We start from the raw sequence: 13,662 nt of genomic DNA, 5'->3' as shown, positions 1-13,662 counted from the left end.
TGCAGAACTTGCAAACAATTCTTTACTGTACTTTTATCCAATTACGACACTAAATTTATATGCAATTGCAAGAGCTAAATGGTGAGAGCAAAATATTAGTAATCCGGATAAATCATTCAAACGCTGGTTTTTTCGCATATCTTACTTTTGTACTTAATCAAATTCTGTACTGTGAAGAGTACGATCTAGTCCCTGTTGTATACTTTGGACCATGGTCAATAGATGGCCCCAATGCATATCATGACCCAATTGTAGGCAACAACATGTGGGACTATTACTTTGAACCAGTTGCAGGCTATACTTACAGTGACATTCAGGCTTTTATTGCGAATCCCGACCATCCAATTACCGAGGAGAACCTCATTTACCTAGAAGATGATGTGATGTCATATGTACATGGTGGTAACCCTAACAGCATTTACAATTATCCTTACGGTTATTACACAGATTTGGAAGAAGATGCTGATCACTGGTATGCGCGTCAAAGAAAAAAGGCCCATGCACTGATAGAGAAATATGTGCACGTCAAAAAAGAGCTGTTGACGGAAACAAATACTTTTATTGAAAATCACTTTGCGAACAACAAGGTACTGGGAGTACATATAAGAGGTACGGATAAGGGTTGTGCAACTGAAGCACAACATTTGTCTAAGATTATTCCTCCTGCTAAATACTTTCCTCATATCGATGAGTTCATTCAGGAGCAACCAGAAGCAAAAATATTTCTAGCTACAGATCAGGCTCAGTTTGTAAAACAGGTCCGAGCAAAATACCCAGGTCGTGTCCTCACTCAGTCAACGATTCTCTCGGACTCACAAGTAAATGTCTTTCAAAAAGAAGAAGGAAATAATTATCAAAAGGGTAAGGAGGTTCTACTTGATTGCCTAATTCTTTCTCGCTGTAGCCGACTTCTGAAATGCACCTCAGCCGTTGGTGAATATGCTCTATATTTTAACCCTGCTTTAAGTAGTTTAGACCTGAACGAACTCTATGGGCGCCCAAACTTTTCTCGTAAGATGAAAACACTCTTCATAATAGAACCCTATACTTTTATGAGAGATGCCGTTAGGATATTCAGAAACCCCTCAAAGAGTAGCTCTGCTCTTTTTTGGTTTATACTGACTGATTATCCGCGATTACGCAAATTTTCAGATTGGTTAGAGTCGACACAGTTTTCACACATGGGGTTCTGGCGTTCTCTGTACTTCCTGAAAAAATATATCTCTTTAGTTCGCCATAAAGAAGAGATACCATTACAGCAAGTGAAACAAATGGCAGCACATGCTATCAAGCGTAAAGGTGCAGGATATTATTCTTCCAGAAATGCAAAGGGTAAAAAGTATTTAGAAATCCGAACGGATGGAGATCCTCAAGCAGCTTTCTTTGCGCAGTTTTTATACGTACTTCAGCAAATACGCTTTGCAGAAATAAATCATTTAATCCCTGTCGTCAACCTTGATCACTCTTACAATTATTATCAAGATAAAGGCAGCCAGGTAAATGTCTGGGAGAACTTTTTCTACCCTGTGACAGGCATGTCGTCCTCCGAGTTAGATAGAGTTGACCCCAAAACCATTACTTTTTTGAGTAGGCAAGAGCAAAGACACCTCTTTTTAGGCAAAGGTGACGAACCTCCTGTTACTTATGACAATTCGACTAAAGAATGGTGGAAAGATCAACGAAAAATTGGCGCAAGGCTTACCCAGCAGTACATAAGGATTCGCCCGGAGATCCTGAGTAAGGTGGATGATTTTTATCTGAAACATTTACAAGGTCACACCGTGTTAGGTATTCATTTGAGAGGCACTGATAAGTCCACTCGATTTGATGGCAAACCTTTTGAAGGACCAGAGTTATTCACACGTATCGTTCCGCCAGAAGAGTACTTCCCATTTATAGATAAGTTCTTTGATCAACACCCTGAAGGGAAACTTTTTGCAGCTTCAGATCAAAGTCAGTTTATCACTACTATAGCTGAACGATATGGTGATCGGGTGACACACACAAGAGCCACTCGCTCAAGTACCGAAAAGGCAGTCTTTGACCGCTCTGGCGGAGGATATAACAAAGGTGTTGAGGTACTTATTGATTCACTTCTTTTGTCTAAGAGCGACTTTCTTATTAAATGTATGTCTAATGTAGGTGAGGTGGCAGTCTACTTCAATCCAGACATACCCGTGATTGATATTTTCTATCCACATAGCATAGAGGATTTTGAGGGCTTTTTTAAAGTCCAATAGTAGGCAGTAGATAAGGCCTTGATTCGTGACTGTTCTACATTTTGAATGGCTCTAAAATGTTTTTTCCAAATCAAAAACTGCTTTCCCATGGCGTTTTATAAAGGCTTTAACATCCTTTGCTTCTTTATCTTCAGTACCTAACCAGATACCACCGTATTCAAGAATGCCTTTGCGAATAGTCGCATGCTCATAAGTCCAGTCTTCAAACTTATGAACCCTCTCTTTCTCCATGAAAATCTGGACGGCAGCAGATTGCATTACCAAATCATTCCACCGGTATATGTGGCTGGCGCCCATTTGGTCGAAGTGATGTAAAAAATGTTGAACGGGCTCACTTTTCCAGAAAGACAGTTTTGAAATAAAAAAATTATTGAAATAGCCCCAGTTGTCATATACTCCTTTAATTTTCAGATCATTCTTCATCAATGGAAATCGAATTGACAATAGCTGATACATCAAGTTTCGGAGTTTATCACTCAAGCCAGGGTTCCATAAATGGTCTTCAAAAAAAGTAGGAACAACTTTATTCTCACGGATATAATTGTGAAGGGCATCGCTAAATCCTTCAGTCAACCGATAAGGCTCTTGGGAATCCACACGATATCCGTATTCATAATTATTATGTTCCATATATTCAAAAATATCATAATCAATAGGGGAATGGAGTATGGAATCATCATCAAACCTGCAAACCCAATCAAAGCCCAAATCATTTACAATGTCAAATAACTGGAGAGTATAGAATCTGCACATATGCCTATGCCCTAAACCCCACTCGCCATAAGCACTACCAGCTGATGAAACCCACATATCAGGCACCAGAGATTTATCTAGAAATTCCGGAATTTTAAATTCAACTTCTTGAAATGAAATCTCGGGACGTCCCTTTATTACATTTCTCTGGTCAGACTCATTGAAATCACCCTCATGAAAAATGATGATAGACTGATGAAATTTGTCATTATAATTTTGATAGAGTTTATCAAGGCTAACTTCAAGCATGCTGCGTGAATCACGCCCCCATTGGATATCTTTACTGGTGTTTTGTGCCAGGTATACGAAAGTAGGGTTCATTGATTTTTATTTAATATGTATTTGGTATTCGGTATTGGATTAGGGTGTTTGGCACGACTAATAAAATCAGTCCAGGTTTCAAAGTTAATTTTCCTGTTGCGTTTAACTCGCTCATCCCATTTCTGAAGCCTTATTAATACTGACCTTGGTGTTAAGGAAATAGATTTAAATCGAGCACTTAGATTTTTTCTATGAGTATTAATATGGGGCATATTCGGGTCGCTGAGCAATACTGTTCGGGCAAGACTCGCACCATTGTGAATAAGCTTTTGGCACTTTTTCAGAAGCAGATAGTCCACTACTGCCTCAGCACCATTTTCTGCAGCAAGAGCTGCATCTGAAGCAATATAGGCGGGCATCAGAGCACCTGTTGGCCCTTTCCCTGCTGCGACACCATCTGAATGCAAAATAGTAGCACTGCTCAACACATCTGCACCATATACTTCCCTAATGGCCTCTAATGAAGACCTTGAATCAGTAGCAACAAATATCTTGGCTTTAGGGAGACGTTTTTTTTCTGTTTGAAGTCGATTGAGGTAGCGCTCAATCACCAGTGAATTCTTACGAAAAAGACGTGGTTCGGCCTCGCTGAGTGCGTCTGTACCTCTTATATGAACACCTATCACCTGGTTAGCTCCAAAATGTAAATCCGCGAAACTATTCGCCCTGTCTGTTAAGTACTTTCTGGGCCGTATAAAGGTATCCATCAGTCGAGCTGAAGTACATCTCAGCCAATCATCGGGGTCTTTCCATTCAAAAGGAATAATGAGACAGTCATGCCGTAGTAAAGAATGATCACCAAAATTGTTGCTCAGGTAATAGTCGGGGTTGTAGGAACCCCCAATGTCCGAGCCGTCACCAAATGCACTCTCCGCAAAAAGTTTTACTTCATCCGGAAGCAGGTCACTTGCATATTCCGGTAACAAAGGCTCGAAGTAATACTCCCAAACATTTTCGCTCCCCTTATAGCCTGAGGGCACCCAATAACAGCAGTTTTTGCCAAAAAAGACGATTGGGATGGATTTAGTGTTGAGCGCTCGGGGCAAGTTAGCAATTACCTGCTGGATTAAAGAAAATAAACCTGCGTCACGCTCACAGATTATAAAAAAACGCTGCATAATTTAATAGGATGAAATGAATTCGGGTTCGGACATATTTTGAAAACAAAGTCACCTGACTTCTCCATTTGTTCTTAGAGAAGTTTCAATCGGGCAAAGTTGTAGTCTTGTATTTAATTTCAAAAACTATTCTTGAGTTAAAGTAATCAAATAAAAGCAAAACACATTATACTGTATTAGTGAATAAACACTGAAATTTAATAATGCCTAACAATTGGTTTGTTGAGAGTTTCAGCAGCAGGAATTCGTCATTCGAAGAAAATTTCTAATTTGCCAGTATGCCGAACATAAGTCGTAGAAAATTTCTCAGTTTGACACTAATATTTGCCACGTTCATCACTCGCAAGAATAAAAATACATCATCTGAGTCAAGCCGTGCTATAGTGGTCGTAGATAATTGGTTTTTACTTGAAGGTGATTTGAAAATGCTCAATATAAAGAACTTGGGGCATAAATTGCTGTCATAATACATGAGATTTAACTTGATCAAATACAACCTGAGATGATAATAAATACAAGAGATAATATTGCGAATCAGCTCAGCAATAAAGTCTATGATGTCTGTATTTGTGGAGCAGGTCCGGCTGGTATCACACTCGCACGCAAGCTGGCTGAGAAGGGAAGGCAAGTTGCTCTAATGGAGGGAGGAGACAGAAGTCTGAGTTCTGATTCTCAACAACTTTACAGAGGAGATTCACTGGGCACTCCGTATCCTGTTGCAGCCTCACGACTGCGTTACTTTGGAGGAACTTCAAATCATTGGGGAGGCGAAACTAGACCTCTTGATGAGCGGGATTTTCAACCATTAGCTTATCATCCATATAACGAATGGCCAATAGCTAAGCAAGACCTTGATGTTTATACTGCTGAGGTTAGCAAAATATTGGACCTTGATCAACCTGATTTAAAAGATGATGTTTTTGACAATAAGGCTTCTAACCTCCCATTAATGACTCCAGCCTACCGTTATTCAAAGCCTGTGACACGCTTTGGGATTAAGTATGGCGAAGAAATTTCCGAGTCTCCAAACATTCATCTTCATCTGAATGCTAATCTGGTTGATATTTCACTTAATAATGACCATGATGAAGTTTCTGAGTTTGTTTTTCGTTATGACCCTGAATCCCAGGCTTTCGCAATAAAGGCTCGATATTTTGTGCTATCCTGTGGTGGACTGGAGAATCCCCGTGCGCTTTTGTTGGCCAACAAACAAATGTCTAATGGGATAGGAAATCGTCATGATATGGTAGGACGGCACTTTTGTGAACATATTGAAACAACGATAGGAAGTGCCGTGATGAAAGAATCTCATGAATCGACCGGTTTCAATATCTGCACAGATGTTTTAATGCGTTCGAAAAAATGTCTTAGCTTTTTAGTAGAGTTTAGTGCCACTGGCTCCGATGAAAATTCTTCCTTTCTTCAGCGTCTGTATGATTCTATATTCGGAGCCTCCGAGCCAGAGCTACAGTCAGAGATATCTCTTATCATTCAGCAGGCATGTAATCCTGAAAGCCGTGTCACCCTGACTGATAAAAAAGATGAGTTCGGTCTGAAGCGTCTAGCACTGAACTGGCGGCAGACAGCATTGGATCATCATACGATCCGTACTGCGGCAATTGAGGTAGCAAATACGCTGGCCAGACATGACATCGGCCGTATGAAGGTAGCTCCTTTCATTTTAGATAGAAGCGTGGAAATTCCCATAGGCTTTATGAATCATCATATGTGCACGACAAGAATGAGCAAAGATGAGAGGACAGGAGTGGTAGATCAAGACTGTAAGGTTTTCGGGTTAGATAACTTCTTCATTGCAGGCAGTAGTGTTTTTGCGAGTGCTGGTGTGTCCAATCCTACCTATACCATTATCCAACTTGCTTTAAGACTGGGGGGCCATATGAATGAGCTACTTGATTAGCCAAAACCTTAGGTTCTGAAAGAATATTACATATTTAGTCAGAATTATTCTACCAGAAATTAGGCAATGAACATTTGCTATGTACTGCGTGAAAGACATTTGAAATGCAACATATGAAAAGGCAATACTCTATTGAAGTTGCGTATTAATCCAATCAAAGAGTTTCCTTAAACCATCTCTGGTAGTTCCAGAAGGTTTCCAACCAAGTTCGTTTAGTATTAATGTGTTGTCTGAATTCCTACTTCTTGTCCCTTGAGGCCCTTCGATATGCTTTAATTTCAAGCTTTTTCCTGAGAATTCAATGTACGTTTGTACTAATTCATTGATGGATATTTCTTCTTCAGAGCCAATGTTTACTGGGCCATGAAAATCACCACTCTCCATTAACCTTTGTATACCCTCTAAGCATTCATCAATGTAGAGAAAGGAGCGGGTCTGCTTCCCATCTCCCCAAACTTCTACTTCAGAATAATTCTCTGCTTGTAGCACTTTTCTAGCAAGGGCTGCAGGTGCCTTTTCTTTCCCTCCGTCATATGCCGTTTCAGGGCCGAAAATGGTGTGAAATCGCGCAATCTTAGCGGTAATCCCATAATTACGCATGAATGAACCATATAGTCGTTCACTGAATAGTTTTTCCCAACCATACTCACTTCCGGGGTTAGCCGGATAAGCGTCACTTTCTTTAAAATTACCTGAATCAGGGTTCAGACTATTAGTTTCAGGATAAATACAAGCCGATGACGGATAGAAAATTTTCTTCACTCCTTCATCTACAGATCTCTTGAGCACATTGAGGTTTATTAGCGAAGCATTATATACAATATCGGCATCTTTTTCTCCTGTGAACATATAGCCAGCTCCTCCCATATCTGCCGCCATTTGATACACCTCATCAAAGGGTTCATTTATCAATTCTTTAACAAAAGTAATGTCTCTTAAATCGCCTATTTTAAAATCGTCTGCCTGACTTTCAGAAAAAAAAGGCTTTCTAATGTCGCTTGCCGTCACTTGATTTCCTTTTGACTTCAAGAATTTCACCAAATGATTGCCAACGAAGCCTGCAGCTCCACACACCAATATTTTCCCCATTTATCAGACTTGTTAAATATCTAAACAATTATACAGACTTTTTGCACATCGAGATAATGGTACACTAAATTAGTCACTTATTTATTCTCGCACCAAAGTACATATCAGCAAGAGTCCTATATTAGCAATCTGGTCTGATTAGCATATATAGTGTTAATTCCAAAAGGAAGAATCAGCTTACAAAACTTTATGAAAACAGCACTTATCTCAGGGATTACTGGACAGGATGGGTCCTATCTGGCGGAATTACTTTTACAGAAAGGGTACATTGTCCATGGTATCAAACGCAGGTCTTCATCATTTAACACAGAAAGGGTAGATCACCTTTATCATGAACCACAGTTTCCTGACCCAAAATTTACGATGCATTATGGCGATTTAACAGATGCTACAAATATTATTAGAATCGTTCAAGAAGTAGAGCCTGATGAAATATACAATCTAGGAGCTCAGAGCCACGTAAATGTTAGTTTTGAAACACCAGAATATACCGCCAATAGTGATGCTTTGGGAACCCTTAGAATGTTAGAGGCTATCCGGATTTTAAAGATGACCGATAAGGCCAGATTTTACCAGGCTTCTACTTCTGAAATCTTCGGTAAAGTGCAGCAAGTGCCTCAAAATGAACAAACGCCTTTTCACCCCAGAAGCCCCTATGGTGTAGCCAAGCTTTACGCACATTGGATTACAATAAACTATAGAGAAGCATACAAAATGTATACTTGTAGCGGGATACTTTTTAATCATGAGAGCCCGAGACGAGGAAAAACATTTGTTTCCAGAAAAGTCACCAGAGGAGTAGCTGAAATTCATTTAGGCATTAGAGATTGTATTTATGTCGGAAACTTGAATGCTGAAAGAGATTGGGGGCATGCAGTTGATTATGCAAGAGGTATGTGGTTAATGCTTCAACAGAAAACACCTGATGATTATGTACTGGCCACAGGGAAACAGTACAGTGTCAGAACACTGATAGAAATGGCATTTAGTGTATTAGACGAGTCCATCGAATGGCATGGAAGCGGTCTGAAGGAAGTGGGAGTTTTGAAAAACTCAGGTAGGATAGTAGTGAGAATAGATAAAAAATACCTAAGACCCTCGGAAGTAGACTCACTAATCGGAGATGCGTCAAAAGCAAAAAGGGAGTTGGGCTGGAAGCCCAAAATTAGTTTTGAAGAAATGATACGAGAGATGGTTCTGAACGATAAGCAACAATTGGAGGAGAGATTAATACAGCCCATTGGGAAAATATGACCCTAAAAATATTGTAACAAACCCTTCTTAAACACTTTAAGAGTCCTTAGATGACACCTATATTATAACCTCCATTAAGCCAACAATCACTCCTCCATAAATTAACCTGAGTTTAATATCTAAATACTCTATTGTATCAAGAGTAAGTATTAGAAAATGAATAAACTGGAAAACACTTCAAAGAAGAAAAGACCACTCATATGGAAAGGAAAATCTTATGAAAAGGTATTGATCATCCATAATCACGATTTTCATGGTGCTGGATTTTGTGCACTGATCATTTATGCTCTTAATGGTATCCGAAAAGCAAAGGCCATGAATGCAATCCCAATCATTGACTTTAATCGTGACAACACCCTATATTTCTATGATTCATCAAAAGGGGAATCTGTATGGACCTATTTCTTTGAAAATGTTTCCCCATTTAAGCCGTCTGAAATATTTCAATGGCTGAAAACAGGTGAAATTGATGAGAGTCAAGTACTCTATATTGACTCAGAAAAAGCGGCTGAAGAGCATCAAAATGACCCCGACCGATTAGCTACCTTTTGGGCATGGCAGAGGCCAAAGAACCCGGAAGGTTGGATGAAAGATAAGAGGACTCTGGGAAGAAGCTATATAGAGGAATATGTAAAACCGAAAGCTAGTATTCAAAACAAAGTAGAAGTCTTTGTAAACGAATATTTTAATACCGGCTTTATCATTGGCATCCATATAAGAGGGACGGATTTTCATTATGCCAAACCAACCTCAATCAAATCTTACCTACAAAGGATTGATCAGTTGTTGATAAAAATGGATACCAGTGATTATCAAATTTTTGTAGCGACTGACCAGCAACAATATCTTGAAATTTTCAAAGAACACCATGGAGAGAGGGTATTGTCATGGGACTCAGTAAGATCAAATAACCATATTGCTCCGCTTAAATTCAATGAGTTTAGTGGCTATAGGAAAGGAGAAGATGTATTGATCGATATACTGCTCCTTTCTCAATGTAATCATATAATTAAAGGAGCAGCCGCTGTAGGTGAATTGGCATTGTGGTTCTGTCGCCATGACCATATCACAGATTTCGCTATTGAAAGCGACTTTATCAGGAAACAATATGGGCAATTGGAAAGTGCCTTTTCCCAATTAAATATTGGAAATAAAAGGAAATCGATCTTAATAATCTATAAACTAAGGGATCGTACCATTCGTAAGGTGATGGCCTCGTGGGTTGGAAGAAATTTATCGGTGAGATATTCCTGGGCCAGAAGATTACTGAGGCACTAAAAATATTTAGTTTACAGGTTCTAAACATTTATTCAATTCGATGAATTTAATAATTCCAATGGCAGGCAAATACATTCGCTTTAGAAATGCGGGTTATTCACTGCCTAAGTTTTTACTCCCCCTTGGAAATGGCAAGACCATTTTTCAGGAAATTATGGAACAGCTGGTTTCTGATTACAGCTTTGAAAACATTATTATTGTTGCCAATAAAAACGACTACCAACACATAACCGAAATCAAATTAGCTATCAAAGCAAGTGGCATATACGAATTTGAGCTTCTATTTATTGAAGACACCAAGGGGCAAGCAGAAACTGCACTCATAGGGATAAATAAATTGAAGAAAAAGCAATGCAGAAGCAAGAAAATCGTAATTCATAATATCGACACCGTTTTGTATGACAGAGATATGCATCAAATAGATAAACTACTGGATACATATCGTGGATACATAGATGTATTTACTGCAAATACTGACAATTATAGTTACGTCAAAACCGATGATAATAATATCGTAACGCACATCAAGGAAAAGGAGGTCATTTCGAGCAAAGCCACGACAGGATTGTATGTCTTCAAAGACCTAAATGAATACGAGCATTATTTTAGAAAGATCAAAATAGATGGGGAATATTACATAAGTCACTTATATGAATTAATGCTCATAGACAAAAAAGAGATCATTGTTAATACTAAAATGGCAGGTACAATAATACTGGGTACCCCACAAGAGTACGAACAGCACAAAAACTCATTTTGACTCAAGGTTTAAAATCCAAAAACATTGATTTTGAATAACTCTAATCCCAAAACGCTTATTCCAAAGCATCATACCCATGATACAAGATCTGTCATTTCATCTAAGACAGTCGATGTAATCATTCCCTTCTATAATGAATCAGGAAACATCATCAACGCCCATGAAAATGTAGTAAGACTGGAAAACATATTCAATATTAAAAACTACATCTATATTAATAATGGCTCAAAAGACAGGACTTTTGAAGAGCTCAAATGGCTGGAGCAAAAGTATGTTAAAATCAAGATAATCAACATCAAAGAGAATATCGGGTATGGAAATGGCTTTAAGAAAGGGTTCGAACTTAGTAAATCCGATCTGATAATTACAAATCATGCTGATCAGCAGTTTGATGCCTTCCAATTTTTTTCGGCAATTTCTGATGACTCATTTAAATTAAGTGAAGGTTGTTCCATATTCCCCTTAAGAAAGGGAAGACCACTAATTGCTGCCCTCTTTACTGCCATACTCAGGTGTACACTGTCAGTAAAATTAGGCACAAAACTAAATGATTTCAACGGACAACCTAAGCTCATCGATGCTGCTTCTCTTACTTTACCAATTAATGATTTCCCTAATAATTTCTCATTTGACCTTATGCTTTATATTGCTAGCGGTAAGAAGCAGTTTTTTCCTATTTTTGAACAACCTCGGAAACTTGGTGAATCAAGTTGGAATCATGGTATAGTATCTAAATTCTATTTGTTTAAAAGCTATCTTAAAAGCACAAAGAGGATCAAAACAATAATCAAACAGTCACAAACATGACTAAAACTATTCTTGGCAATGGATATAAGAGGTTACTTGATTTTTTGTATTACACTCTGGCACTTCTGATCGTATTAATGTATACCCAAGGTTTCTTTTGGGTCGATGATTCAAGGATAATCTTTCAGGTAGTAGAAAATCTCTATCAAGGATTTGGTCCTGTTTACACTCAGGGAGACCGGTTCCAAGTCCACTCAAGTCCACTTTGGGTATATTATCTATTTTTTTTCAGAGTATTTACCTCTGACTATTCCCATATTATATTGCTTAGCTCTTCTATTCCATTAATCTGTGTGATTCTATGGTTTAGATTTAAATACTATCGCCATAGCTTTTTCTTCTTGCTGGTATTGTTCTTATCAAACGGACTGTTTAGTTTTTGGGGGAGCGGACTGGATAACCCATTGGCTTATGCGCTGATGACTGTACTCATCTATGCATTTTCAAAAGAGAATGTGAAGCTGTTTATTTTTATTTCTGCCTTACTTCTTGTCAATAGACTTGATGCAGCTTTGTATATCGTACCATTGGCGTTTTGGTTTATCTGTAAATTCTCGTTGAGGGAAAATGTTATCAACTTCATCAAGTTCGGCTGGCCATTTTATCTGCACCTGCTATTTTCTTTTATTTACTACGGCAGCATTTTTCCAAATGCCTACTATGCTAAAATCACCAGTATTAGTATTACAATGAGTGAGCGTATCACCACATTTGCTAAGTATACGCTCCCTATTATTGCTCATAGTCCTCTAGAGGTAATCTTAATTCTTGCTCCATTTTTACTCTTCCTCATCTTTCAGAGTAAGCTTCTTAAAAATGACAAATACAAAGCTTTACTAGGGCTTACCTCATACTCTCTAACCCTATTCTATATTTTTTGGGTTGGATTTGATCAGTTCAACCCTCGACTTTGGGGAGTACCTTTGTTCTTCGGTCTTTTGCTGGTTATCGATTTTTTTGCACCTCTCCTGCATCAAAAAGTCAAAATGAGTGAAATTAAGGTTTTAATTCCTATAGCCATTGCCTCGATCATTGCTTTAACCGTTGCTTTTCATTCAACTTACCTGCCTATCAATAAAATCAAACTCATGCGCCAAAAGGGCACACAACCCGTTTTAAAATATAACAGCGACTTAAATATGTTTGCTGATATTCAGGTCGCAAGTTCGGAGCTTAGAATACTAAATGGTAAGCATAAAGAGAAATTAGAGAGGCCAGAGATGTCTACGCTTATAGTGAGTATGGTTTCCGAAGCTGGAACCGTATTGGAAATCGGATCAAATGTTCATCTAGTCGATAAGAATGGACTAGCTGACCCATTGATGGCTAGAATAAAATCGACTCAGCCATACTATGCCCCTGGTCATAACTATAGACCTATCCCAAGAGGGTATCCTGAATCACTGATAACAGGAACAAATCAAATAGTAAATCCTGCATTAGCCGCTTATTATGATAGACTTAAGAATGTAATATCAGGTAAAATATTATCGGCCAGCAGATTTAAAGATATTCTTTACCTATTAACCCACGAAGTACCTATTGACCCTAACGACCCAAAATATGCCGGAGACTTTCTATCACCACAAGAATATGAGCAAATTTTTGAAGAGGACTATGGTATTTATAAACGACTCCATGAGTTTGAAGACGAATTCACCTATTACAGTTTGAATGGGATTAAGTCTAAAGGTTTTACCTCAAGCTACTGGGGTTTAGACAAGTTACTTCCTCCAAGCACTCAAAACACTCTAAAAGCAAATTTGAATGACTCAAAAAAGTTAGTTACCTCAGGCCCCTTCCAGTACTTGCGTCACGGAGTATATGTTTTTGAAATCCAATATAAAAGTTCGCTACTAGAGAATACTGCAGTTGGTACATGGGAGATCTCAGTCATGGCAGGAAATGAACATGAAGTAAATCTGAAAAAGGGAGAAATCTTAGGAACACAAGGTGAGCTAGGTAAAATCTCTGATAATTTCACATTAGATACCTCGTTGGACATGGCTAAATTGAATATTAAAACCTATGTAGAAGAAGGTCAGAATTTAATTATACAAGGCATCAGACTTACTAAGTTGAAAGCATCGAATGACCGTTAACACCAATTAAAACGAATACCCA

Annotated in this window: 10 protein-coding genes; 7 read left to right on the top strand and 3 right to left on the bottom strand. The window is 38.4% G+C overall.

All coding sequences use genetic code 11. The features are described from left to right. The first annotated feature begins 59 nt into the window (after positions 1–59). The gene (locus MB14_RS04560) at positions 60–2,240 is read left to right on the top strand and encodes an O-fucosyltransferase family protein (protein ID WP_062589204.1); all 2,181 of its coding nucleotides are present in this window, start codon (positions 60–62) and stop codon (positions 2,238–2,240) included. Positions 2,241–2,291: 51 nt separating this feature from the next. Here the strand turns inward: MB14_RS04560 and MB14_RS04555 are convergent, their stop codons facing one another. Together MB14_RS04555 and MB14_RS04550 are read right to left on the bottom strand one after the other, a co-directional pair. After that, complete coding sequence (locus MB14_RS04555; protein ID WP_062589202.1) at positions 2,292–3,314, bottom strand: glycosyltransferase family 15 protein; 1,023 nt, start codon at positions 3,312–3,314, stop codon at positions 2,292–2,294. Further along, entirely contained in the window at positions 3,311–4,432 is a 1,122-nt protein-coding gene (locus MB14_RS04550; RefSeq protein WP_062589200.1) for an O-fucosyltransferase family protein, read from the bottom strand. The genes MB14_RS04555 and MB14_RS04550 overlap by 4 nt, the downstream gene beginning before the upstream one ends. Positions 4,433–4,934: 502 nt before the next feature. On the opposite strand from MB14_RS04550, the gene MB14_RS04545 reads away from it, so the two are divergent. After that, complete coding sequence (locus MB14_RS04545; RefSeq protein ID WP_062589198.1) at positions 4,935–6,350, top strand: GMC oxidoreductase; 1,416 nt, start codon at positions 4,935–4,937, stop codon at positions 6,348–6,350. 129 nt (positions 6,351–6,479) lie between these two features. On the opposite strand, the gene MB14_RS04540 is transcribed toward MB14_RS04545, so the two are convergent. Next, complete coding sequence (locus MB14_RS04540; RefSeq protein ID WP_062589196.1) at positions 6,480–7,439, bottom strand: NAD-dependent epimerase/dehydratase family protein; 960 nt, start codon at positions 7,437–7,439, stop codon at positions 6,480–6,482. Positions 7,440–7,628: 189 nt separating this feature from the next. Between MB14_RS04540 and gmd the strand changes: the two genes are divergently transcribed. The 5 genes from gmd (at position 7,629) to MB14_RS04515 (ending at position 13,640) form a co-directional block, all read left to right on the top strand. Then, entirely contained in the window at positions 7,629–8,693 is a 1,065-nt protein-coding gene (gene gmd, locus MB14_RS04535; RefSeq protein ID WP_062590131.1) for a GDP-mannose 4,6-dehydratase, read from the top strand. A gap of 156 nt (positions 8,694–8,849) precedes the next feature. Continuing rightward, a complete protein-coding gene (locus tag MB14_RS04530) occupies positions 8,850–9,971 on the top strand; it encodes an O-fucosyltransferase family protein (protein WP_062589194.1) in 1,122 nt (373 codons plus the stop codon). A 40-nt stretch (positions 9,972–10,011) separates the two neighbouring features. Then, positions 10,012–10,731 (top strand): sugar phosphate nucleotidyltransferase, encoded by a 720-nt coding sequence (locus tag MB14_RS04525; RefSeq protein ID WP_062589192.1) that lies wholly within the window; start codon positions 10,012–10,014, stop codon positions 10,729–10,731. Positions 10,732–10,761: 30 nt separating this feature from the next. Next, positions 10,762–11,538, top strand: a complete 777-nt coding sequence (locus MB14_RS04520) for a glycosyltransferase (RefSeq protein ID WP_157716539.1) — start codon at positions 10,762–10,764, stop codon at positions 11,536–11,538. Further along, a complete protein-coding gene (locus MB14_RS04515; protein ID WP_132644108.1) occupies positions 11,535–13,640 on the top strand; it encodes a hypothetical protein in 2,106 nt (701 codons plus the stop codon). Before MB14_RS04520 ends, MB14_RS04515 begins: the two co-directional genes overlap by 4 nt. Positions 13,641–13,662 lie beyond the last annotated feature (22 nt).

The sequence above is a fragment of the Roseivirga ehrenbergii genome, assembly GCF_001593005.1.
Classification (GTDB): domain Bacteria; phylum Bacteroidota; class Bacteroidia; order Cytophagales; family Cyclobacteriaceae; genus Roseivirga; species Roseivirga ehrenbergii.
Note: the sequence above shows the minus strand (reverse complement) of the source record. Positions and strands in the feature narration are given on the sequence as shown.